This window comes from Microbulbifer mixtoriginis (SeqCode) (assembly GCF_052466715.1).
In genome coordinates this window covers 761,087-784,837 of sequence record NZ_CP174288.1, presented here as the reverse complement: position 1 = coordinate 784,837, position 23,751 = coordinate 761,087, and the positions used below count along the sequence as shown (strand labels likewise).

Genomic DNA, 23,751 nt, shown 5'->3' with positions numbered 1-23,751 from the left:
CATTTACAGAGAGCTCCACTAAAAAGGCCACATCAAAATGTGGCCTTTTTAGATATGTTTCACAGAGAAAGAGAATTCTTTATTTCTGCGCCTCAGCACCACGTTTCAATAGAGGCTCAATCAAATCCAGTGGAAGTGGAAACACAATGGTTGAGCTATTATTTGCTCCGGCAATATCAATCATGGTCTGCATGTAGCGCAAAGTAATGGCGTTAGCATTTTGAGATAGCTGATTGGCAGCTTCTGTTAACTTTAAGGCTGCCTGGGCTTCGCCTTCTGCATGAATTACCTTGGCTCGTCGTGCCCGCTCTGCTTCAGCCTGCTGGGCAATAGCACGCACCATGCTCTCATCCAGGTCAATATGTTTAATTTCGACATTAGTGACCTTAACACCCCAGGCATCAGTTTGCTCATCAAGAATTTTTTGAATATCCACATTGAGTTTGTCCCGCTCGGAAAGCATCTCATCTAACTCATGCTTACCCAGTACAGATCGAAGCGTCGTCTGGGCCAGTTGACTGACAGCTTCATGATAAAATTCAACATTGATAATCGCTGACTGTGAATTAACAACCCGGTAATAAACTACCGCATTCACTTTTACTGAAACATTATCGCGACTTATCACATCCTGTGTAGGGACATCCATCACTACGGTGCGCAAGTCCACACGCTCCATGGTCTGGATAATTGGGATGATGATAATCAGGCCAGGTCCTTTCACCGTCTGAAAGCGCCCCAGAAAAAAGACCACCGCACGCTCATATTCCCGCAAGATTCGGATGGCATACATCAATAGCAGTAATACCGCGAGCACCAACAGCCCAACAAAATAACTGACCATGCTTATCTCTCCCTATAACTGCTTGTAAATTTTGCTGGGGTAAATTCGCACCAGCAAAAGCCAATTTAAATGCCAACCGCAATGACTAGCCCGGCTCAACATAGAGCAGCAAACCACGCTGGGCGATAACACGCACTCGCTGCCCAGGCTCCAGTGGCGTCTCACAGTGCGCCCGCCATATTTCACCACCGAGGTGCACCAGCACCTCTTCTTCGCTCACATTGCTCACCACCGCCACACGTCCCACCAGGGCCTGATCGGAAGCAAGTCGCGGTTTGCGCAAACTCCTGCCCACCGCCATTAAAAGACCCAAAAGAAAAACACCACTCACTCCAGCAATTGCCGCGATGAGTTTTCGCGACACCTGCATGCCCGGCACATCGGTATCGATCAGCATTACTGAACCAATCACCAAGGCAATAATCCCACCAATTCCCAAGGCGCCAAAACTGGGCATAAAGACTTCCGCCACAATCAAAAGCGCCCCAACAATAATCAACGCCAATCCGGCATAATTAATCGGCAAAACCTGCAAAGCATAAAATGCCAAAAGCAGGCAGATAATCCCCACAATGCCGGGCACAAAAGCGCCGGGGCTATACCCCTCGAAAATCAGCCCATAAATACCGATCAATAAAAGAATATAAGCCACCTGGGGATTGGTAATCAGAGCCAGTAACTCATTACGCCAATCTGGCTCGTAATTTTCTATGGGGAGTTGGGCAATCTCTGCCGAAATGGTAATTTCACCGGAATCAAGAGATACTTTACGTCCGGCCACTTGCTTCAGTAAATCCTCGTCATTCTTGGCAACAATATCGACAACATTCATCTCTAGCGCTTCCGAAGCGGTCAGAGTTGCCGCTTCACGAACGGCCTTCTCCGCCCACTCGGCATTGCGTCCATTGCGTTGTGCCAAGCCTCGAATAAAAGCAACGGAGTCATTAACCATCTTGCGCTCCATGGCGGTGCCGGATAATGGCTTTTCCTTTTTGTCCTCGTCTTTACCTTCTTCGTCGTCTTTATTCGCTTTTTCTTTTTCCTCTTTTTGGTCGCTCTCTTTCGGGTTGCCACCTGGAGATGGCGTTCCCGGTGGTCCGCCTATTTGTACCGGCGTGGCGGCCCCCAGAGTTGTAGCCGGGGCCATGGCTGCTATCTGGCTGGCATAGAGGATATAGGTGCCGGCACTGGCTGCACGGGCGCCCGAGGGGTACACATACATGGCAATAGGGATAGGAGAGGAAAGGATATGCTGAATAATATCTCGGGAAGCCGCATCCAGACCGCCTGGAGTATCGATATGTACAATGATTAACTCAGCGCCGCGCTCACCAGCACTCTCAGTGGCACGCTTAAAGTAATCCGTCGTAGAGGGACCTATGGCGCCATCAATAGTCAACAGCGCCACATGGGGGGAAGTACTTTCCTGTGCGGCACTTTTTGAAATCAAAACGACGAGAAGCAGCGTCAGGATGAGCGCGCCGCGCAAGAATACCGCTGACGATATCTGATTCGACATGCATCTTTCCCTGATGCGATTGCGGAGAAACCCGGGCCAGCCATCGTATTTCTGGCCGGGGTAACTCAATCAGATTAACAGAAAAAAACGGCGTTATCCGAAAACAAGGAAAGTGACGTTAAACAGGGTTGCGACGGCTATGCCAGTTTACTTCGCGGGCGTATTTATCCACTTGACGTTCCACCCCTAACAGCAGGGCGAACAGAGCCATACGCACCAGCAGGCCGTTATCGGTCTGGCGGAAAATCGCCAGGCTAGGATGTTCGTTCAGGTCGGTATCCAGTTCATTGGCCTCTGCGCGTGAATCCCTCGGCAGGGGGTGCATAATCACCGTATTGGGCTCTGCGTAGCGAGTAAAAATCGCCCGGTTAAGGCGGAAACGCCCGCGATAGCGGTTGGCCTCATCCTGAGAGGCAAAGCGCTCTTCCTGGATACGGGTGGAATAGACGATATCCACATGGGCGATCGAGGATTCCAGCTGGTCGGTCACCGTTACCTCGTGCCCCACCTCGCGCAGCTTCTCCACAATCGCATCGGGCATTGCCAGCTCCGGTGGGGAGACCAGAGTGATATGCACACTGCCAAATAAGCACAGCAGCTTGCACAGGGAATGCACGGTGCGACCGTGTTTGAGGTCGCCAATCATGGCAATGCGGAAATCATCCAGGGTGCGGCCATGGGCGGCCAGCTCTTTGCGAATAGTGTAGAGATCCAACAGCGCCTGGGTGGGATGCTCATTAGCGCCATCACCGCCGTTGACCACCGGCACGCGGCTCGCTGCGGCAAATTCTGCCACAGAGCCCTCCTGCGGGTGGCGCATACAAATCACATCGCTGTAGCCCGACAGTACCCGTGCCGTATCGTAGAGGGATTCGCCCTTGGCCATTGCGCTGGCAGTAATCCCCACAGTTTCCCGAACCGTGCCACCCAATAAGTTAAAAGCAGCCCCAAAACTCAGGCGGGTACGGGTGCTCGGCTCCATAAACATATTGCCGAGAATCGCCCCCTCCAACACGCGCGTTACCTTTTCGCGCTTTGCATAAGGGGTCATGGCGTCAGCCACATCGAATACGCGCTCTATATCGGCACGTTCGAACTGGCTGACGGACAGAATATTGGCTCCGATAAAGTCCATGGTTACTCCAGTGATTGCGCCTTGTGGGCGCGGGTGTTCGCGAGCGGCATTCTACTCGGGCACCGCAATAGAGCCCAGTGAAAGAATGGCCGCTGGCGCGATTCAACACATTAGGCGAGTAGGCTATCGCCCCAGTTTTCCAGCTCGGTAATCAGCGATATCCGCTCTGGATGCTGTACTCGCAGTTCGGACAGCTGGCGGAAGTAATCTTCGAGGGTGATAGAGGCCCCTGCGGTGGGATCGGTTAACCGCTGGAAACACCAGATCTGCCAGCGCTGATGTTCCTCGTCGGATAGGGTCTCTGGGAAGTTGCGCGCACGCATGCGGAATAGCAGTTCAGGCAGGCGCTTATCACTGAATGGCACTTCGCCAGCCAGGGCTTCGGGCCCGCGGGCTGCCAAGCCGCGGTGCAGCTCACGGCAGATATCGCGGTCGGCATCGCTGAGGAAACCGCCGTAGAGATCCGCCTCTACATCTTTCTGGGGAAACTCCCGATCCAGATATATGTTGTGCAGTTTCTCGGTCAGATCAACGCCTTTCAACTTCTGCCAGTTGGCCTCACAAGCCGCCCGGTCGATGCCCAGCTCACTGGCACGTTTATCATCGAGCATGTTGGCTGGGGCCAATATCGGGCACTTGTTCAAGTGCACCAATTTCAGCCCAACCGGCAGTTCGCTTTCACCCAGCTGATCGCGAGCGGTATAGAGGCGCTCACGCAGCGTATCCGCATCCAGGTTGAGTAAAGGCTCCGGGTCCATCGCCAAATTGGCAACAATTACGGCATTGCGATTCACCGGATGGCTGGCCAACGGCATCACGTAGGTCAAATGCCCATGATTGGCAGAAATCTTGCCGGAGATATGCAACAGCGGGCGGCGCTCACGCATATCAATCATCTTGGCGGCTTCCTGCTTCCGGCGCAGGCGGAAAACATAATCGTAAAGCTTCGGCTGTTGCTTGCGGATCAGCCGCGCCATATCAATCGTAGCGTGGACATCAGAGAGTGCATCGTGAGCGCCCTCGTGGGAAATTCCATTGGCAGCGGTCAGTTCTTCCAGGCGGAAAGACGGCGCACCGTCTTCGCGTGTCGGCCACTGGATACCCTCGGGGCGCAGAGCGTAAGTGAGGCGCACCATGTCGATAATGTCCCAGCGGCTATTGCCGGAGCGCCACTCGCGCTCATAGGGGTCGAGCAGATTGCGGTACAGGGTGTAGCGGGTTACTTCGTCATCAAAGCGCAAACTGTTGTAGCCCACTCCGCAGGTACCAGGTGCACCCAGTTCGGTGAGGATACGCTGGATAAATTCAATTTCCGGCACGCCGTTAGCCAGGGCCTTTTGCGGGCTGATGCCGGTCACCAGACTCGCCATGGGCTGCGGCAGGCAGTCCGCCGAGGGACGGCAGTAAATCATCAATGGCTCGCCGACGATATTCAGCGCTTCGTCGGTCCTGATACCGGCAAACTGCGCCGGTTTGTCGGCACCCGGGTCTGTGCCCCAGGTTTCATAATCGTGCCAATAAAGTGTGGTAGAACTCACGGTACCTCCATAATTTGGCGGCATCATACCACTGAGCACCACACCATCTGGACACCTGACCCCAGATTTGAGTCGCTCTCCAGCCCTCGCTGGTTGCAAAGCCGCCACCGCCCATTAAAATTCGGCGTTTCCACGAATTTAAGACAGCTATAACCCTCTATGAATATTCGCCAACTCCTCTCCGACAAATTCCAGGCCGCCATGCTTGCCGCCGGTATCCCCGAAGAATGCGGCCCGATTGTGGCACCTGCGAAGAAAGCCGGATTTGGCGACTACCAGGCCAATGGCGCTATGGGCGCCGCCAAGCGACTGGGCACCAACCCGCGTGAGCTGGCCAGCAAGATCCTTGAGCAGCTGGACAAGGGCGATATGATCGAAAAGGTCGAGATCGCGGGTCCCGGCTTTCTTAATATCCACCTGAGTAAGCAATGGCTGAGCCAACAACTGTTAGCAGCCAAGGCTGATACACGTCTGAATATCTCCCCTGTTGAAGAGCCGAAGAACGTAGTCATCGACTACTCTTCCCCCAACTTGGCAAAAGAAATGCACGTGGGCCATCTGCGCACCACCATTATCGGTGATGCATTGGCGCGCTTATTGGAATTCCAGGGTCACAAGGTGGTTCGCCAAAACCATATGGGCGACTGGGGCACCCAATTCGGTATGTTACTGGCGCACCTCTCCGACAAGCTGGCAGACAATGATGCCGAAGTGGCGTTGGCCGACCTGGAAGTTTTCTATCGCGAAGCCAAGGTACGCTTCGACGAGGAAGAGGGTTTTGCCGATCGCGCCCGTGAATACGTTGTAAAACTACAGGGTGGCGATGAGCAGTGCCTGAAACTGTGGAAACAGTTTATCGATATCTCCATCAGCCACTGTGAAGAGATTTACTCCAAGCTCAATGTCACTCTTCAGCCTGGAGATATTTATGCCGAAAGCCGCTACAACAGCGATCTGCCGGTGCTGGTTAAAGAGCTGCTAGACCGCGGCATCGCCGTCGAAGATCAGGGTGCTATCGTGGTGTTCCTGGAAGAGATGGCCGATAAAGAGGGCAATCCAAGCCCGATGATTATTCAGAAAAAAGACGGCGGTTATTTGTACGCCACCACCGACCTGGCCGCTATCCGCTACCGTGCCAGCCAGCTCAAAGCTGACCGTATCCTCTACGTAGTGGACGCCCGTCAATCCCTGCACCTGCAGCAGGCCTTTGTCGCCTCACGCAAAGCCGGTTTTGTGGAGGATTCTGTGGGCCTGGAACACTGCACCTTCGGTACCATGATGGGCGACGACGGCAAACCGTTTAAAACCCGCAGCGGCGGTACGGTAAAACTGGCCGCCCTGCTGGATGAAGCGGTGGAGCGCGCAGAGAAACTGGTAGCCGAGAAAAACCCTGAGCTGGATGCACAAACCTGTGCGGAAATCGCGCGCAAGGTAGGCATCGGCGCGGTGAAATATGCGGACCTGAGCAAGACCCGCACTAACGATTACATCTTCAGCTGGGAATCCATGCTCAGCTTTGAAGGCAATACTGCGCCTTACCTACAGTATGCCTATACCCGCGTACGCAGTATTTTCCGCAAGGCCGGTATTGAGGCGAGTGAACTCAAGGGCGATATTAATCTGGAAAGCCCCCAAGAGCGCGCACTGGCAGTAAAACTGAACCAATTTGGTGAAGTACTGGATCAGGTAGCCAAAGACACCTTCCCACACGTGCTCTGTACTTATTTGTACGAGCTGGCCAGTGCCTATATGAGCTTCTACGAAGCCTGCCCGGTATTGAAAGAAGGGGTAAGTGAAGAACAGAAGCACAGCCGTCTGCAGCTGTGTAACCTGGTGGCCAGCACTATCGCGACTGGCCTCGGCTTGCTCGGTATTGAAGTTATGGAGCAGATGTAAATTGTTCTTGCCCGGCCATACCTCCAGCAAATTTGCAGGCTGGCTGGCCGGGCGGCTCTCTGGCGGGCAGGCTTCCCTAGCCTCCAGCCAAACTATCCTGCACCATTCATTGCCCCACATAGGCCACCGCTTCCCCACTGGTCTAATTAAAGGAAAGTAACCCGTGAAAATCCTGATTACCGGCGCCTCCGGCCTGCTGGGCCGTAGTGTATTTAAGCAACTTTCCAACAACCCTACTTTTTCTGTAACCGGAACCGCTTTTTCTCGCGCAGGCGAAAAGTTAATTCGCCTGGACTTATCGGATAGCAGCGCGGTAAAAGCTTCTCTGCTGGAAATTAAGCCGGATGTGGTAATCCACTGTGCCGCCGAGCGCTGGCCAGACCGCTGTGCCGATAATCCAGATACCGCTTGGCAGCTCAATGTCGGCAGTACTGAGTTATTGGCAAAGTACTGTAGCGAAATCAATGCTCAGTTGGTGTATATCAGCACCGACTATGTCTTTGATGGTACTGCCCCACCCTACACTTCCGATGACACACCCAATCCCGTGAATTTCTATGGCCGCAGCAAATTGGCAGGAGAGGAAGCGGTACTGAACAACGGTAACCATTGGGTATTAAGGTTGCCCTGGCTGTTTGGACCCGTCTCCTACCTGGAGGAATCGGGTGTTACCGCCCTATTAGAGACACTGCGAGAACAAAAACCGGTCACACTGGATCACTGGGCAATTCGCTTTCCCACCAGCGTGGAGGAAGTAGCAGAAGTATTGGAGCAATGCCTTTTGAAAACTCACGGTGGCACCCAGTTTGAAGGTATCTATCAATGGAGCGGCGACACTGCCTGCACCCGCTTTGAACTCGCGCATATTATTGCCAAAGTGTGCGAATTGAGTGCTGACCATATCAGCGCAGATAGCAAACCCGATTTTTCAGTACCGCGCCCCTACAATTGTCAGCTGGATAAATCGCGCTTAACAAACCTGGGCATCAAAGGGACCGAACCATTGCCTCAGCAACTGGCACGCAACCTGAAATCTTTTATCCAGAATTAAAAGCTAATGGAAAACGAATAAAAGAAATTAAATGGTATAGGGATATACCTGTGCCGGCCTATAAGCCGGCATTAACTTTTGTAGTTGAACACCATTGGTTGCTAACAAGTACTAATGGCTATTAATACAGAAGTGGCCATCCATCAGCTCAAGGAAGAATTGATGAAATGCCAATTTAAAACACTCGAACCTTAGGGAAATATAGATGAAATTAAAACGTTGGCTTTCTGCTGGTGCTCTGATTCTGGGTACCTTTGCAACCCTGGCCTCCTGCCATGCGGATAATGGTCGCCATGGAAAGCGCCTGCACCAGGCAACCAAAAATGAAGATGCCCAACCGATTATCTGGATCGGCGACTTCAATAACTTTGACGATGCCGTAGCATTGATGCTGATTGCCAAAGACCCGCGCTACACCCTGGAGCTGGCAGTGGTTGAAGACTCCTTCAATACTGTAGCGCACGGAGCCAATACGGTTTACAACATCCTCGAGTGGTTGGGTAACAACGAAACCAAAGTGATACGCGGTGCCTACTTTGCCACTGAGGAGGTCGCTTACGGGGCTAACGGTAAGGCTTCCAGCGCTCCGGTAAATGACGACAACGCTGTAACTGGCCGCGATGATTACCAGCTACCCAACTCCTCCGATTTCAGCACCGGCACATGGAATCTGGAGCGCCGCAATGCCATGGGCATTAATCTCTTTGGCCAGTATGTACCCGGCCCTTGGCGCGACAACGGCTCCACCCTATACGGCACCGACCATCTGATCCCCCGCGCAAAACAGGATCACTATCGCTATCAGGGCAACAATGGTGTTTCTTTCAACTTTGAGCTGGCTGAAGACATTATCCTGGAAACGCTGGATAACCTGGAGCAGTCTCCAGTCGTTTTCAATACCGGCAAACTGACCACCCTGGCCCGTGTACTCGGCAAGGCCAATGAAGAACAGCTGTCTAAAATTGACCGTGTGATAATGATGGGCGGCGGCTTTGAAAATTACGAACCCTTCACCGCAAATCACGAGGCTGCTTGCTTCGGCGATAAATCCCGTAACTTGGGCGGGAATATTTTTTCTCACCCAAGCTTCGGCTGTGAAAGCGACTTCAGCACCCACCAGGAATTCAATATTCTGCTCGACCCACTGAGTGCACAGTGGGCCTTTGACGCCCTGAGCGAAAATAATATTGAAACCTATCTGGTGCCCACCAACTCCACCGATATGGCCAAGGTGCAGGGCAACACTATCGAAGCCCTGGCCGAACGCCGCGCGACGCCGGAAGCCTGTTATACCTCCCAACTGCTCAGCTCCATCCGAGAATTTGAAGGTGGAGATTTCCAGGGTAACGGCGACTTCGCCATGGATGCCGTTATTCGCCTGTGGGATATTATCGCCGCACTGGTGCTGTTGGAGCCTGAAACTCTGGAGATGGATCTGGTACCTGGGTTTATCGAAGTCGACCAGCTAAATGCCGGCCTGGCCGACAGCATGACGCCTTATGACCCCATCACCTTCGACCCCACCGTAGGTAAAACCACTTTTGCTGAAAACGGCGAGGGCCTAGAAGTGAATGTCGTAATGGGTATCAACCACGATGCCGCCCGCACTGCAATGATTGAGCGCCTGCGCGATCGTTTTAATTCTGCTCGTAAGGGATCTAGATGTAGACTGTAATTTACTAAATTGAAATTAGCCCCCCGTACTCTATTGACAGAGCGTTATGAGGGATATTGGGGGCATTCGAAGATCCTTAATAAGGTAATTTTGAGAAATTAGTCAACCCTAAAGTACTAGTAATAATATTCTAAACCTACCTCTAAATAATCATCTTTTTGGAAACTACTCAATGGATCCTCTTTACCATAACTATTAAAAATCCATCCATTCACCCTCCACAGCCAAGAATTTGTAATCCTGCTCGATGCTTCAAGCTTTATAGCTCTGGAATTAAAATAATCAAGATCCTGGGTTATCCCCAGCAATATCTCAGTCCCTGCGATATCATTAACTGCAAGTCTAGTTCCTATAAAAATATCTTGCTGCCATGCTGTCGTAGCACTCTGTCCACGGGAATCATACAAAACTTCCGTTAGAATACCTAAATCCATATTTGTATCAGTGATCCCTACAAGGCTGTATTCAAAACCTGCGGTTATTGCAAAGTACTCTTTTTCACCAGTATCACGCCACAGAGCTTCGGAAACCCAAGAAAAATCTCCTTTTAGCCACTGGGCATCAATTCCAACCTGTCTAATCTGCCGGTAAAAAGGTAACAATTGCTGCTGGTTATAGATAAAATTAGGATCTCTACCAGTGCCCTGGAAATAGCTTACCCCCAGATCAACCGAATTCATACTAGTAGAGTATCTAACTGCAAAATCCAAATGCCTATTCCCTTTCGAGGACTTATACTGAGCAGACGAATTTTCAACGCCTAAACTAAGTCTCCCATCCTCACCTGGAAATGTACGTTCTCGAAAATAAGGGAGTAGAAAACCCTCAACACTTCCCCATTCCTTAATCCATGAAACATGAAGCATCGGCTGACCGAGTTTATCCTCATTATCTAATGATTCGATACTGTCAGTTTGATTAATTATATCCACCAGATGCTGAGACTCAGTAACACCCCAAAATACCTTACCTATTCCAAGATCAACCTCAAGATCTACCTCTTTAAAGTGATATCGCAGCATAAATTCACGGATATCCCAGTGAGACCGTTCATCATCTAAAACATCTAACCGTAAAAAAGGTACTACAGTGATGCTAGCACTGTCTTTCAAAAAAGATTGATAGAGTTCTGGTTCAACAAAAACAGAAGGCTGAAAGGTCTTCTGACCAACCTCGCCTCTAGCAAGGAATTGGCGATACTCAACTGCAGCAATCCCTCGTAATTCGACACAACTAGCACTAGAGGCGGCAGCAAGTAGAAATATAATAAACAGACAATTAAATATGTGTAGCTTCATTGTAAAAAATCAACGTATTCTTTTAAGCGTCGCTACATTAAAATCATCTTCACCCAACCCTACTTTAAATTTAAGATCATGAATGGTGAGCACAGTACTTTTGCCCGTCTGATGGTTTATCATTGTCAAAACATGTGCCCGCCAATATTGCTCCAAATATTGGCGATAGTCCTCCAATTGTAGTGTTTTTAATAACTCTCCCTTTCGATCGTAAAATTCCGTTCTAATTGGTTGATAGTGATCTTTATCAATCCAGACTACCTGCCTTGTATAGCCAGAATACTCATCAGTAGGTATTTGTTCCACAACAAGGGTTTCCCTTCCCTTTATTAGCTCCTCTCTTAGATAGCTGAACTTATATTTCTGCAATTCAAAGGAAGTCATGTCTTCATAGGCAAATTCACTACTCATAAAAGGCCCTGATTTATTTCGTGAGGCTATTCGCTTAACTCTCTTTAACCGAGGTAGATAAAGCCACTGATCATCAGGACTATTTATGTGAGAATAGGATAAAAAAGCAGTTCCTTTTACATCACGAGGCTCATCAAATACAGTTAATCCTCTATCTCCATCACCTTCAATTTCCAGAGTTCTAACCCTAAGTTCTCTTGAGCTAGTTTCACCCAATGCATTTTTCAACAACATACTGACAGTTGCAATTGAGTCTCTCCAGCCTTCATCTCTTACCTTTCTCTCTTTGGCAATTTCCAGCCCCATTTCGGTATTCGCTATCGCGAGGGAAGCCAAAAGAAGTAACAGGCAAGTTAAAATTCCATTCTTTATCATGATTTTTCCTATTGATATTTTTAATTGGCAGCAGACAAAAGCTCATTGTTGGCCTTGGCTTGCACAATATCCGTTCTTCTATCAAAAATTAAAAGCACAGCTGGCAGAAGTAAGAAATCGACAACTAGGGCAATTGTAATCACTAAAGCACTTAAAAGACCTAAATCTGAATTCAATCGAAAACTAGATAATGCAAGAACAAGAAATCCAGCAACCAGTACGAGAGAAGTAACCCAGAGAGCACGCCCCACGGTATTAAAAGAGTAGGATATTGCTTCTTCCACAGAGTTTCCCTGCCGACGAGAATATTGATATTTACTCAAAAAATGAACAGCATCATCCACCACAATACCCAATGTAAGTGACACGACAACAGACAAACCTAGATTCACCTCTCCTGAAATAAATGCCCATAAACCAAACCCCAATAAAACTGGAACCAATGTAGGTAACAAGCTGATTATTCCAATCCTCAAAGACTTTAATGCAATAACTAAGAGTGTAGAAATTAACACTAAAATAATTGGTAATGATTTAAGCATGCTATGCATGTTTGTCTCTCCAATATGTGCGAACATAAGAGAGGGACTGGATGCAACTATTTCATATTGTGGAGCATTACTACTGAACCAGTCATATATTTTGTTTTCAAAATCAACAAGCTCACCGCTACCTAAATTTTTAGTTGTCAATTGCAGTTTAACCGCTGATTTATCAATATCGACTTCATTATTAATATCTAATCCATAGGGCAAGGAAAGTTCATACAATAGAAGATATTGTGCAGCCAACTCTCTATCATTGGGTAACTTGTAGTATTCTTCCTTGTCACCATGTAGGTTTTTATTTAACCTTTTATAGGTATCCACTAGACTAGCAACATGATCTATTTGTGGCTGCATACGAAGCCAATTTGTAAAATCATCTAGCATAGAAATAAAATCAGGATCAACTACACCCTGCGATTTACCAGACTTGACAGCAATACTAATATTAGTCATGCCGCTAATATGGTTCTCCATATAATCGGCAGCAATTCTAAATTTATGACTGGAATCAAAGTACTCTATCGGATCATCATTTATTCGATTCTGCATCACCATATAGCCAGCAATCAAAACCACAATAGTGGAGACACAAAAGATACTTCGATGGTAACGAATTATCAGATTTGGTAGCAATTGAAATAATTTAGAAGAAACACCTCCTCTTTCCTTATATACTTTTACTGGCATCAATAATAACAGCACTGGCAAAAGGAAAATCGAAAAAACAAAAGCCAGCATAACTCCCAAAGCAGATAAACTACCCATATGCCGTAAGACAGGCGAATCAGAAACATTCATTATTAGGAATCCGATAGCCGTCGTCACAGAAGTAATTAAAATAGCCATAAAGTTCAGTTTAAAACTATGAACAACAGCTTCTCGATTCCCCAATCCCTGCCTTTTGCCTTCATTGACAGAGGTAATCAGGTGTACACAATCTGCCACTGCCAAAGTCATTATCATTGTGGGAACATTAACTGTGGCAATGCTCAAATACATTCCTGCCCAACCATAAATCCCCATAGTTGCCACTACACTTGTAACAACAATAACCAAGGTTAAAATTACATAGGTGATCGACCTTAGCGTCATAATTAATAATAAACTAATTACCGCAAACATTACTGGCACTAAAGTGAGAATGTCTTTTTGAGCAGCCTTGGTAAAGGAAGAGTTCATAGCAACGATGCCAGCCTGATGAAATGAAACATCAGGGTATGACTCTTGATAGGAAGCAAGCATCCTATCTGAATGGTCCGTGATTTCAGCTACTCGAGCGGTCTTATCGCCTGACGGCAATTGAAAAGTGATATTAATAACTGCGGAATCACCTGTTTTTGAAACCAAGGCCCCCTTAAGCCTTGGGGCATTCTCAGCAACAAACTTAACTTTATTAATATATTCTGTATTTAACGGATAATTCTTGAATACGAGATTTTCAACTAAAAGATCATCTTCTTGAGCCTCAGTATGCTGATAGTTGGCAATGGAATCCACTCTACTGGAATAAGGAATATTCCAAGCATCTTCTGTGAGGAGCATTATCAATTCGAGATATTTTTCAGTATAAATATCGCCAGTTTCTGGCGCTATAATTATCGCCAAACTATCAGTCTTGTTAAAGGTACCTTCAATCTCATTAAACGCCTGAAGCTCTTTATTCGAATCGTCAAAAAAAATTGCATAATCACCACGAAAAAAAAGGTTTTTAGCACCAACTGTACAGGCAACAAAAAAAAGCAAAAAAACAGACAATACCAATTTTGGACGCGATAGAATCCCTCTAAATAGTTGCTCCATTATATATGGTCTCCCAAGAGAATATTTTTCTAACAAAAATTAGTAACCATTACTAAGCAATTCCACTCACCAGCTCGATATCACCAAACGGTGTCTTCAAGACTTGAGTAAAGATATCTTTAAAGCAAGCTTCAGCAAGAGCTTTTTCTACTGAACCAGCAGATAAAGAGAGTGGACCCAACTTTAGTTCTGCGTGAATACGACCAACAATGTGAAACTCAGGAGATGTTCTTTCGCTGTTCAGCTTTTCATGAAAGCTAAGGAACATTCCACCAGGATTAAGAGATTGACGTATTTTCTCTAAGGTATGAATAAGATCATCGGCGTAATATAAGACCATCGAAGCAAAAACTAAATCATATCCGCTCCCTAGAGAAGCTGTGTTCATATCACCTTCTAAAACATTTATCTGTGCTTTTTGAAAAACTTGATTTTTAATTAGAGAGGCAATACCAGGCAAATCAAAAATTGTTACTTTAAGATCTGGCTTAACCGAAAGTAGATCTATAGCCAACTGCTCTGAACCTGCTCCGAGATCCAATATATGATTAACATCAGACCAGTTAGGCTGTGACATTAGAACATCTAAAACTATTGAATTTCTAACTGATAAATGAAATAACCTAAGGCCTTCTATCATATCGTTCCAAAATTCTGGATCTTTCATAGTAGGGCCATTTTTCTTCTGATGCTTACTGCTCAGGAGGTCAATAATCTCAGATTCACTTACATGCTTTATCTGACTGAGATGTTGCAATAACCCACACAAAGAAGAATCGGAACCAGAAGTTAATAAAGAACGATAGGAGCTACTTATTTGATACTTTCCTTTAAACTTATTAATCAACCCTATTGAAACCATTGAGTTAAGGAAAAGTTCAGCCCGGTTCTCTAGAAAATCAAAGTGAAGAGCAACGTCCTTAACTGTACGTGCATCCTGCAGATAATCAAATATTTTAAGTTTTATCCCTGCTGATAGAATCTCCCACCGTAAAGGAGCCACTAGAGTATCAAATAAAAAAAATTGAGCATCATCCCCAAAGGAGGATTTATTAAACAACATTGATAATTCCAATATTTTCTGACAATAGATATCTAATCACAAACTTTATAATCAAAGATTACCCAATAAGACAGATGACCTGAAAACCCAGCGATTAACAATTGAGATTTCTAAACAAAGTCAGATTAAATTATTTATAAAATTTAAAAGCTAATAACTAAAGCTTTAAGCCATTTATTGACAAATTGGTAACAAGGTTAAGTAGAAAACGCAATAAATAGCTATAGATACAAAACAGATCTAAATCTAATTCCAGAGTTCCTATTTGCTTCAAAGTAACCTGTAAACAAAATTAGCTTCAGGATTCACATCGCTCCTTGATACTTGCTTTATGAGAACACAATAGGCTGCTCTGCAATCGTTTCCTATCATTACAGGAGCGAAGGAATATCAATTGCTGAACGCCGTTAACCCTTTCGACTGTTCGTGATATGACAAAATCTTGAGCCTAATTTTATATCGAACCTCAATAAAAAACGGTTTGATAATCAAATTCGATAGATAAAAGATATAACAAGGACTACGTAATGACACTGCCCCCGCTTGTCAGCCCCGTTCACGAACTCAGTAAACAAGAAATGGAGAGGTATAGCCGTCACCTACTGTTGCCAGATATTGGAATCGATGGGCAGAAACGGTTAAAAAACAGTAAAGTTTTGATTATTGGTGCAGGCGGACTCGGATCACCGGCATTACTGTATCTGGCTGCAGCGGGAGTAGGAACACTCGGTATCGTAGATTTTGATACAGTAGATGCCTCTAATCTTCAGCGTCAAGTTATCCACGGCCAATCCAATATAGGTGAAAATAAACTCGATAGCGCAAAAGCAACAGTTCAAGAGGTCAACCCTTTCGTTCATGTTGAACTGCATGAAACACGTCTAGATAGGACAAATGCTCTAGAAATAATTTCAGATTATGATCTTATTTTAGATGGAACAGATAATTTTGCTACTCGTTACCTAGTCAATGATGCTTGCGTAATGGCCAAAAAACCTTACGTATGGGGTTCAATATTCAGATTTGAAGGCCAAGCCTCTGTTTTTTGGGAAAATGCTCCTGGCGATATAGGAATCAACTACCGTGATCTATATCCAGAGCCGCCCCCCCCTGAGCATGCACCTTCCTGTTCGGAGGGAGGGGTGTTAGGAGTCCTATGCGCAGCAATAGGCTCAATTATGGCGACTGAAGCCATAAAACTACTCACCGGTATTGGGAGTCCTCTTATTGGGAAATTGATGGTCTATGATGCACTGGATATGACCTTCAGTAAATTACCCATTTATCGTAATCCCGATAGACAACCAATTACAGAACTCTGTGACTATGAATTTTTTTGCGGACTAACTAAGCCTTCGCAAGCACAAGAAGAAATTCCCACTTTAACACCCACTGAATTGCATAAAATTCGGCAGATAGGAAAATCGCATCTGCTGATTGATGTAAGGGAGTCCGGAGAGCGAGACATCTGCTGTATTGAAGGTGCTATTCATATTCCTAAAGCTGACATTCTAGCCGGGCGTGGATTAGAGTCGGTAGATAAAAACACCTTCATAGTTTTACACTGCAAAATTGGTGGAAGATCCAGACAAGCTCTGGCCGCTTTAGAAAATCAGGGGTTCACTAATCTTTACAATCTCCATGGAGGCATTCTTGCCTGGATTAAAGATATTGAACCTGAACTTCCAGCTTATTAACACTAAAGCACAGACTGGAAATTTACTATGCTGAAGATTTTAGATGTACATATAGAATCTATTATGAATCAAGCACTTGCTGAGCACCCTATAGAGGCTTGCGGCATTATTCTTGGTAAAAAAGATAATCAAGTACCCCATAGAATAGTGCCGATGCAAAATGCAGCACGCTCTGAAAATTTTTTTGCTTTTGACCCTAAAGAACAGTTTAAGGTCTGGCAAGAAATGGAAGAAAAAAATGAAGTGCCAATGGTGTTCTATCACTCACATACAAACTCCCGCGCCTTTCCAAGTAAAGAAGATATTCAACATGCTTGGTATCCTGATGCCAGTTATGTTTTGGTTTCAACAACTGGGGGTAAACCTGGTGAAGTGCGTAGCTATCGCATAGTAGACAAAAAGGCCATCGAAGAAACAATTAACGTAGTATCGCAATAAAACAAATAGGCAGATAAAAGCATGTCAGTGAAAGTAAAAATTCCCACTATTTTACGAACTCTAACTAACAATCAAAAAGAAGTAACGTCTGAAGGACAAACAGTCAAAGAGTTAATAGAATCTCTAGAATCGCAATATCCAGGGATCAGAGACCGCTTATTAAAAGAAGGGGAAGTTCACAAATTTATGAACATTTATGTAAATGAAGATGATATTCGCTTCAAAAACCAATTAGCTACAGACATAAAATCAAGCGATGTCATTACTATACTTCCAGCTGTTGCAGGTGGTTAATTAAAAACAAATAAAAAACTGTAAAAAACCTTAACATCTGAAAAAGGTGGTCGGCATTATCGACTCACCTTTTTACATTATATAGTGATACCTAATCTAACCGGTAGAGAAATAACCAGAGTTACCTTGTTGCTCTTAAATAACGACCTCAATTAATTTAATTGATTGATTGATTGTGTTACTGGCAACAGATTTTGGTGGTATATAAATTATGGAAATGGATAAATTTCTTAGCGATTGTACAATTATTGGTAACTTTAAAGAAGTTCCGGTTCACCTACAGTCAACAATAAATACTTTTCAGTATCAGTGCCATGCGTTAGGAATTCAAGTAGAAAATGATTTAAGTTTAAATAGTGATGTAAATTTTTCATTCAAATTTATATCTTCAGATAGACGAACTCAGGAAAACCTTTTCTCTTTTTGGTCAGATGATCCCCTACGGCAAGGCTCAGAGTCTGTGATTCAGGCCGCAACTGGCTTGATGTCGGTTCATGGACGTTCCATTGGTGGAATAGATGCCTTGAATGCTCCCTATCTATCTAGCGCATCAGCTGTTTTAACTCTTTTAGGCTGTATAGCCACCGCTATAGGCCATAGACGCGGATTAAATTCGAGAGGATTTCAAACCTCCATGGTATCTGCAGGGTTATTGTGTGTTGGGCAATACCTTGCTGGTGCAACTGTAAATGAATATGCGGAGAATATTCCTCCCGGAGTACACGATCATTCTCAACGACCACCTTTCTGTTCAGCAGATGGTGTGCTTTTTGAATTAGAAACTCTTTCTCCAGAACCTTGGCGTCGATTCTGGAGTGCTCTTGGGATCAGCCAGGAGGATATGAGCAAAGGTTGGCAGTCATTTCTGCAGCGGTATGCGAAAGCAACATCATATCTGCCAAGAACCCTCATATCAAAAATTTCTTCTTGTAAATTTAAAGATATTGAATTGTTAGCAAGTGAATCGGGGGTCGCAGTATGTCGTCAGAGAACACTTTTAGAAAGGTCCACTGATAGAGATATATCTATTTTATTGGAACGAGGCCCATGGCAACTTAGACCTGAAGTTATTAATAATGAAATATACAAAGATTCTTCAAAAAATATTTTAAATCAAGACACTTCAAATAACTTTATTACTGACCAAAGTAAGCCTTTGAGTGGACTTACTGTTATCGAGTCCTGCCGACGGATTCAAGGGCCTATAGCTGGCCATTTACTAGCCTTATTGGGAGCTAGGGTAGTACGAATTGAGCCACCTGGTGGTGACCCATTACGAGGAATGCCTCCTCTTGCTGGAGATTGTTCAGCGCGATTTGACGCACTAAACCATCTTAAAGAGGTTCGGGAAATCGATATTAAAACACCTGCGGGTCGCGCTGAAGTTCTTTCATTAGTTTCTACTGCGGATGTCTTTATTCATAACTGGGCTCCAGGAAAAGCCAAGCAACTACAACTCGACCACGAACATTTGAAAAAGGTAAACCCTGATATTGTTTATAACTATGCCGGTGGATGGGGAATTTTAGATAACGATGTGCACTATCCTGGTACTGATTTCACCGTACAGGCTTATTCTGGACTAGCTAGTGAGCTTTCACATAATAATAAGAATAATGGAGGCACCCTATATACAGCCCTCGATGTTCTTGGAGGGATAATTTCAGCTCAAGGAACCACCTTAGGTCTATTCCGTAAATTTTTTAATAACCAGGGATGTCGTGTAGATACCTCATTACTGGGAAGCGCGACACTTTTAACCCAACCAATTATTAAATCTATTAGGGAAAAACATCAAAAGCCTGAATTTCAGAAAGGAAGGCTATTCAAGACCTTAGATGGATATATCATCCTAGAGTTCTCCTCACCTAATGAACTAATTCCTTTGCTAGATGAAATTAATTTGACGCTCAGAGATTTAGAACATTCTAACATAGATGAAAAATTAGAGAAAATTCTTGAAGACAAAAATGCTCAAGAGTGGTTATTTATTTTTGAGAAACATAACATCCCATGTAGTCAAGTAATAGAGTCACTCGAAGAGCTACCCAAGCAGCCTCGCTTTAAAGAAAACTTTCAAACCTCAAATTATTCTCGTGTAACCACGCCATGGAGATTCAAATGAACAATACAGGTGTGATTGATATAGTGCCCATTTCGGTGCGACAGGATTGGACTTCTAAAGGATATTATCCCGAGCAAACTGTTTATAAAAAATTTTGCGAAAACGCTATAAAACAACCAAATAAACCAGCAATACTTGAGAAAGATACAATAACAACTTATAGCCAATTATCTGAATCCGCAGCCCGGCTTGCTAATAGCTTTTTGAAAATGGGGATTGTCAGTGGGGACGTTGTTGTTTATCAGCTGGTCAACTCCTGGCGATCATGTGCTATTGATCTTGCATGTGCTGCAATCGGTGCTGTTGTCTGTCCGATTCCACTTGGGCGAGGCAGCCTTGATATTAAATCTGTTATCAAGCGTACTAATGCCAGAGCATTGATTACTGAAAGATCTTATGCAGATATTGATTACTGTGAAATAATTCAATCGATTCGTCCAAATGCATTATCATTGAGAACATTTATCGTCCAAGGTGATAAACCAGCATCCAGTGAAACTAACTGGAATGATCTTGATGAATTATTTAAAAATGATCCGCTTAAAACTCCGATCAAAGTATGCCCTAATAGCCCTGTAAGGTTTCTTATTTCTTCAGGTACTGAATCAGAACCCAAATTAGTTGCTTATTCACACAATGCTATATTAGGTGGAAGAGGACGATTTTTAGAAAGAATTACTAAGCCCAATAGAGACTTTCGTGCATTATACCTTATGCCTTTGGGAACTGCATTTGGCTCTAGTGCGACATTTGGTGTGCTTTCCTGGATGGGAGGTTCATTAGTACTTCTTCCAAAGTTTGATATAACTACTGCTATAGAGGCTATACAGCAACATAAACCAAGTCATATTTTTGGTGTTCCCACCATGTTTCAGCGTATGGCGGCGGCTGCAGAACTACAAAAAACTGACTTATCGTGTCTTACGGCCATTGTCAGTGGTGGCGCCATTATTGATCAAGCGACAATTTATCGCTGTGTTAGTGCTTTTGACTGTAGAATTATTAGCCTTTATGGATCAGCCGATGGTATTAATTGCCATAATACATTGGAAGATTCTTTAGATTCTATTTGTAGATCCGTTGGACGTCCAAATCCTAGTATTTGTGAAATTCGAATTGTAGATGATCAAAAGCAACCTTTGGCTCAAGGGGAGATCGGAGAAATAGCTGGGCGAGGGCCGATGACGCCGATGCAATATGTAAATGCCCCAGATCTAGACCAACGTTACAGGGATCATGAAGGCTGGGTTTATACTGGTGATCTGGGTTGTATTGATGATAATGGATATCTTATTCTTCTCGGGAGAAAAAAAGATATCATTATTCGGGGCGGAATGAATATTAGCCCTGTTCAAATTGAAAAAATTGCAACCTCTCATCCTGAGATTATAAGTGCAGCCTGTATTCCTGTACCAGACGAAGATCTTGGCCAAAGAGTTTGTATCTGTATCACTCTGCGCGAAGGTTCAGATCTTCTCTCACTTAATGAAATTAATGATTACCTTAGGGATCAAGGCCTGGAAGTAAATAAACTACCAGAGTATCTGCAATTTTACCGGCAACTACCGATGACCCCTGCCGGAAAAATTAATAAAAAAATGCTTGTGGAAAATATCTCTTCATTGGGAAAGAGCAGAGAACAATCAAGGAATAGTGAATACGATACTGTAACATAATTTTGCTACCATTTTGGATACCCCATCTCCCTAAAAAGGATTAAATCGATCATGAGTGCCCCTCCAACTCATATAGATCCGTTCGATAAAATAAAAATTGGACTGGTTCTTTTACTTGCAATGGCATTACCAATGTTCATTCTTTATGCAACTGGTGTGCTGAGCCCATATTTAATTAAAGCACTACAAGTACAAGAGAGTGACCTGAGCTATATTGTGATGGTTTCTTTTGGGTTAGCATCAATTTTATCCCTATTTGCGGGAAATGCTGTCGACTATTTTGGTCTTAGGGCATCATATGTTCTTCACTTCATAACAATTGCAATATCTTTTTTTATAATTAGTATCTCGGATAGCTTATGGACAATCATTGGCGCAATTTCTATAGTTGGTCTTTCTCAAGCCTTAGCCAATCCCTTAACTAATAAGTTAATTGCACTAAGAATCCCAGACTCTAGTAAGGCCATGATGGTCGGTATGAAGCAATCCGGAGTGCAGTTATCAGCATTACTTGCCGGTTTCACTCTGCCTTTTATAGCAAATAATTGGGGTTGGAGAGTATCCTTCTTGGCTGTAGTACCTATAGCAATAGTAATGGCAATACTAAGTTGGAAAGTATCTCCAAATAAGCCTCTAGTAAGGAAATCCTCTCAACAATACATTCCAAATAGAAAGCTTGCGCTATTAATGTTAACCCAAGGAGGAATTGGAGCAGTTCTTTCTGCATACATCACTTATATACCAAGCTTTGCAATCAGTTTATCCCTAAGCCCAGAGCAAGCAGGGCTTCTCATTACATTGTTTGGCATTACAGGAATGTCCTCTCGAATTATAATGACACCTATAGCCTCATCATTTGATAATCAAGCAATGTTTATCGTAGGGATGATTGGATTCGCTATTCTAGCCATATTTATCACAATGAAATCAAATATTGAGGCCTCTTGGCCAATTTATATTGGAGTCATTGGAATTGGATTAAGTATTGTGGCAACTAATGCAATAGCTATGGGAATGGTTGTAAAGGATTCAAGATTTGGCCCTATTGCCTATGCATCTGGAATGATATCTGCTGCTTTTTTTGCTGGTATAGCCGTCGGATCATCTATTTTTGGAATGATCATTTCATTCTTTGAATCTTTTTCAAGTGGATGGATATTTACTATTTTAATCCTGTTGATAAGTGGGAGTTCTTGCCTGATTCTTGCAAACCAACATTCTCTCACTCAACAAGAAGCTGTTTAAAATGAATAATTCTTTGTTGGTAGAGAATAAAGAGTCTTCTTTTTCAGACTCTTCTACAAGTGTAAATTACACTGCCATATATGCCATAACCAATACTTTAGAGAGAATTTCTTATTCTTGTGATGATAATTTCCCAATATTTACATCCCTCCAGGATAATCAGTGGAAATTTTCTTCAGGAGGTTCTTGGATGGGCGGATTTTGGTGTGGCAGCTGGTGGTTAAAGGCAAAAATCAGTGGAAAGGATATTGATAGAAATTACGCGTCTTCTATTTTAGAACGTCTCACACCAAAACTATATTCAGACACAATATTCCGCAGCATGATTTATTGGTATGCATTAGCGCCCGGCATTCGTTTATTTAACGATACTAAGTCTATTTCATTTGCGGAAAAAGCAGCAAAAACCATCTTTCAAAGTTTCAATTCGAAGTGGGATTGCTATCCTATGGGAACCGCTTTGGGGGCAGGGGAAAAAGGAAAAAACACACTAAATATAGATGGCCTTGCTGCTCTTATCCAACTGTTACAGTATGGTGACTCTGAAACCCGCTCTACTGCAAAATCACACACCGATTCAATTATTAAGTTTATGCTCGACCCAAGTGGTAATTTTTCTGCAAATGCTACACTTGGAAGCAATAAAATAAAAATAAGCAATTCTTCCAAGGGTTGGGCTCGAGGCCATAGTTGGGGACTTTTGGGCTTAGCTACTGCTTCCCGTCTTTGGGGCGGAGATTATCATACATTGGCTGAATCATTGTGCGTTGAATGGCTTAATGAATATTCTGATAAATTCCCTAAGAACCTTAAAAATGGAAATCGAAATCACCTGGATCCCTCTGCATCACTGATCGCGGCATTATCCATGTATAAACTTTCCGCATGTCCAAACAATATGATTGATTGGCGAGCAGAAGCCAACTCTATTATTAAAAATATAATTGAGTCTGACTACTTCAATATAAACGACCAGTCCCATGAGGCATATTTTAACGGTTGCTTTTTTCGTATTAACTCTAGCGAAGAAAGTTTAGGTGAAACAATATGGGGATATTTTTTTCTTCTGCAGGCTCTGCTTATATCAGAAAAAATTATTGATCCAAACGATATTTAACAAAAC

18 protein-coding genes are annotated in these 23,751 nt (G+C 44.3%); 10 read left to right on the top strand and 8 right to left on the bottom strand.

Features of this window, described 5'->3' with window-relative positions; translation table 11 throughout:
• Nucleotides 1–79: 79 nt before the first annotated feature.
• The 4 genes from ACJJH9_RS03460 to sbcB form a co-directional block, all read right to left on the bottom strand.
• A complete protein-coding gene (locus ACJJH9_RS03460; RefSeq protein ID WP_252084790.1) occupies nucleotides 80–844 on the bottom strand; it encodes a slipin family protein in 765 nt (254 codons plus the stop codon).
• Nucleotides 845–929: 85 nt separating this feature from the next.
• A complete protein-coding gene (locus ACJJH9_RS03455; protein WP_444898924.1) occupies nucleotides 930–2,363 on the bottom strand; it encodes an NfeD family protein in 1,434 nt (477 codons plus the stop codon).
• A gap of 118 nt (nucleotides 2,364–2,481) precedes the next feature.
• Nucleotides 2,482–3,498 (bottom strand): aspartate carbamoyltransferase, encoded by a 1,017-nt coding sequence (locus ACJJH9_RS03450; protein ID WP_252084788.1) that lies wholly within the window; start codon nucleotides 3,496–3,498, stop codon nucleotides 2,482–2,484.
• Nucleotides 3,499–3,608: 110 nt separating this feature from the next.
• Nucleotides 3,609–5,060 carry an exodeoxyribonuclease I gene (gene sbcB / locus ACJJH9_RS03445; protein ID WP_444925203.1) on the bottom strand — a complete coding sequence of 484 codons (1,452 nt, stop codon included), beginning with the start codon at nucleotides 5,058–5,060 and terminating at the stop codon, nucleotides 3,609–3,611.
• A 135-nt stretch (nucleotides 5,061–5,195) separates the two neighbouring features.
• On the opposite strand from sbcB, the gene argS reads away from it, so the two are divergent.
• From argS to ACJJH9_RS03430, 3 genes are all read left to right on the top strand, one after another.
• On the top strand, nucleotides 5,196–6,932 hold the full coding sequence (gene argS / locus ACJJH9_RS03440; protein ID WP_444924325.1) for an arginine--tRNA ligase: 1,737 nt from the start codon (nucleotides 5,196–5,198) through the stop codon (nucleotides 6,930–6,932).
• 163 nt (nucleotides 6,933–7,095) lie between these two features.
• On the top strand, nucleotides 7,096–7,983 hold the full coding sequence (locus ACJJH9_RS03435) for a dTDP-4-dehydrorhamnose reductase family protein (RefSeq protein ID WP_444924324.1): 888 nt from the start codon (nucleotides 7,096–7,098) through the stop codon (nucleotides 7,981–7,983).
• A 205-nt stretch (nucleotides 7,984–8,188) separates the two neighbouring features.
• Entirely contained in the window at nucleotides 8,189–9,658 is a 1,470-nt protein-coding gene (locus ACJJH9_RS03430; RefSeq protein ID WP_444924323.1) for a nucleoside hydrolase, read from the top strand.
• Nucleotides 9,659–9,774: 116 nt separating this feature from the next.
• Here the strand turns inward: ACJJH9_RS03430 and ACJJH9_RS03425 are convergent, their stop codons facing one another.
• The 4 genes from ACJJH9_RS03425 to ACJJH9_RS03410 are packed head-to-tail and all read right to left on the bottom strand — an operon-like array spanning nucleotide 9,775 to nucleotide 15,153.
• Complete coding sequence (locus ACJJH9_RS03425) at nucleotides 9,775–10,956, bottom strand: hypothetical protein (RefSeq protein WP_444924322.1); 1,182 nt, start codon at nucleotides 10,954–10,956, stop codon at nucleotides 9,775–9,777.
• A 9-nt stretch (nucleotides 10,957–10,965) separates the two neighbouring features.
• Nucleotides 10,966–11,742, bottom strand: coding sequence for an outer membrane lipoprotein-sorting protein (locus ACJJH9_RS03420; RefSeq protein ID WP_444924321.1), 777 nt, complete (start codon nucleotides 11,740–11,742; stop codon nucleotides 10,966–10,968).
• Nucleotides 11,743–11,762: 20 nt separating this feature from the next.
• Nucleotides 11,763–14,090, bottom strand: coding sequence for an efflux RND transporter permease subunit (locus ACJJH9_RS03415; RefSeq protein ID WP_444924320.1), 2,328 nt, complete (start codon nucleotides 14,088–14,090; stop codon nucleotides 11,763–11,765).
• Between the two features lie 52 nt (nucleotides 14,091–14,142).
• The gene (locus ACJJH9_RS03410) at nucleotides 14,143–15,153 is read right to left on the bottom strand and encodes a class I SAM-dependent methyltransferase (RefSeq protein WP_444924319.1); all 1,011 of its coding nucleotides are present in this window, start codon (nucleotides 15,151–15,153) and stop codon (nucleotides 14,143–14,145) included.
• A gap of 527 nt (nucleotides 15,154–15,680) precedes the next feature.
• Here ACJJH9_RS03410 and moeB point away from each other — a divergent pair.
• The 7 genes from moeB (at nucleotide 15,681) to ACJJH9_RS03375 (ending at nucleotide 23,745) form a co-directional block, all read left to right on the top strand.
• Entirely contained in the window at nucleotides 15,681–16,850 is a 1,170-nt protein-coding gene (moeB, locus tag ACJJH9_RS03405) for a molybdopterin-synthase adenylyltransferase MoeB (RefSeq protein WP_444924318.1), read from the top strand.
• Nucleotides 16,851–16,877: 27 nt separating this feature from the next.
• The gene (locus ACJJH9_RS03400; protein ID WP_252084779.1) at nucleotides 16,878–17,288 is read left to right on the top strand and encodes a M67 family metallopeptidase; all 411 of its coding nucleotides are present in this window, start codon (nucleotides 16,878–16,880) and stop codon (nucleotides 17,286–17,288) included.
• 21 nt (nucleotides 17,289–17,309) lie between these two features.
• A complete protein-coding gene (locus tag ACJJH9_RS03395) occupies nucleotides 17,310–17,582 on the top strand; it encodes a MoaD/ThiS family protein (RefSeq protein ID WP_252084778.1) in 273 nt (90 codons plus the stop codon).
• Nucleotides 17,583–17,793: 211 nt separating this feature from the next.
• The gene (locus ACJJH9_RS03390; RefSeq protein ID WP_444924317.1) at nucleotides 17,794–19,707 is read left to right on the top strand and encodes a CoA transferase; all 1,914 of its coding nucleotides are present in this window, start codon (nucleotides 17,794–17,796) and stop codon (nucleotides 19,705–19,707) included.
• Nucleotides 19,704–21,383, top strand: coding sequence for a class I adenylate-forming enzyme family protein (locus ACJJH9_RS03385; protein WP_444924316.1), 1,680 nt, complete (start codon nucleotides 19,704–19,706; stop codon nucleotides 21,381–21,383). The genes ACJJH9_RS03390 and ACJJH9_RS03385 overlap by 4 nt, the downstream gene beginning before the upstream one ends.
• A 51-nt stretch (nucleotides 21,384–21,434) precedes the next feature.
• Nucleotides 21,435–22,628 carry an MFS transporter gene (locus ACJJH9_RS03380; protein ID WP_252084775.1) on the top strand — a complete coding sequence of 398 codons (1,194 nt, stop codon included), beginning with the start codon at nucleotides 21,435–21,437 and terminating at the stop codon, nucleotides 22,626–22,628.
• 1 nt (nucleotide 22,629) lies between these two features.
• Complete coding sequence (locus ACJJH9_RS03375) at nucleotides 22,630–23,745, top strand: hypothetical protein (RefSeq protein ID WP_444924315.1); 1,116 nt, start codon at nucleotides 22,630–22,632, stop codon at nucleotides 23,743–23,745.
• The last annotated feature ends 6 nt before the right edge of the window (nucleotides 23,746–23,751 follow it).

Bases quoted from the DNA above. Each gene is read 5' to 3' on its own strand.
- ACJJH9_RS03460 (WP_252084790.1), bottom strand. From the start codon at position 844: ATGGTCAGTTATTTTGTTGGGCTGTTGGTGCTCGCGGTATTACTGCTA.
- ACJJH9_RS03455 (WP_444898924.1), bottom strand. From the start codon at position 2,363: ATGTCGAATCAGATATCGTCAGCGGTATTCTTGCGCGGCGCGCTCATC.
- ACJJH9_RS03450 (WP_252084788.1), bottom strand. From the start codon at position 3,498: ATGGACTTTATCGGAGCCAATATTCTGTCCGTCAGCCAGTTCGAACGT.
- sbcB (WP_444925203.1), bottom strand. From the start codon at position 5,060: ATGCCGCCAAATTATGGAGGTACCGTGAGTTCTACCACACTTTATTGG.
- argS (WP_444924325.1), top strand. From the start codon at position 5,196: ATGAATATTCGCCAACTCCTCTCCGACAAATTCCAGGCCGCCATGCTT.
- ACJJH9_RS03430 (WP_444924323.1), top strand. From the start codon at position 8,189: ATGAAATTAAAACGTTGGCTTTCTGCTGGTGCTCTGATTCTGGGTACC.
- ACJJH9_RS03425 (WP_444924322.1), bottom strand. From the start codon at position 10,956: ATGAAGCTACACATATTTAATTGTCTGTTTATTATATTTCTACTTGCT.
- ACJJH9_RS03420 (WP_444924321.1), bottom strand. From the start codon at position 11,742: ATGATAAAGAATGGAATTTTAACTTGCCTGTTACTTCTTTTGGCTTCC.
- ACJJH9_RS03415 (WP_444924320.1), bottom strand. From the start codon at position 14,090: ATGGAGCAACTATTTAGAGGGATTCTATCGCGTCCAAAATTGGTATTG.
- ACJJH9_RS03410 (WP_444924319.1), bottom strand. From the start codon at position 15,153: ATGTTGTTTAATAAATCCTCCTTTGGGGATGATGCTCAATTTTTTTTA.
- moeB (WP_444924318.1), top strand. From the start codon at position 15,681: ATGACACTGCCCCCGCTTGTCAGCCCCGTTCACGAACTCAGTAAACAA.
- ACJJH9_RS03400 (WP_252084779.1), top strand. From the start codon at position 16,878: ATGCTGAAGATTTTAGATGTACATATAGAATCTATTATGAATCAAGCA.
- ACJJH9_RS03395 (WP_252084778.1), top strand. From the start codon at position 17,310: ATGTCAGTGAAAGTAAAAATTCCCACTATTTTACGAACTCTAACTAAC.
- ACJJH9_RS03390 (WP_444924317.1), top strand. From the start codon at position 17,794: ATGGAAATGGATAAATTTCTTAGCGATTGTACAATTATTGGTAACTTT.
- ACJJH9_RS03385 (WP_444924316.1), top strand. From the start codon at position 19,704: ATGAACAATACAGGTGTGATTGATATAGTGCCCATTTCGGTGCGACAG.
- ACJJH9_RS03380 (WP_252084775.1), top strand. From the start codon at position 21,435: ATGAGTGCCCCTCCAACTCATATAGATCCGTTCGATAAAATAAAAATT.
- ACJJH9_RS03375 (WP_444924315.1), top strand. From the start codon at position 22,630: ATGAATAATTCTTTGTTGGTAGAGAATAAAGAGTCTTCTTTTTCAGAC.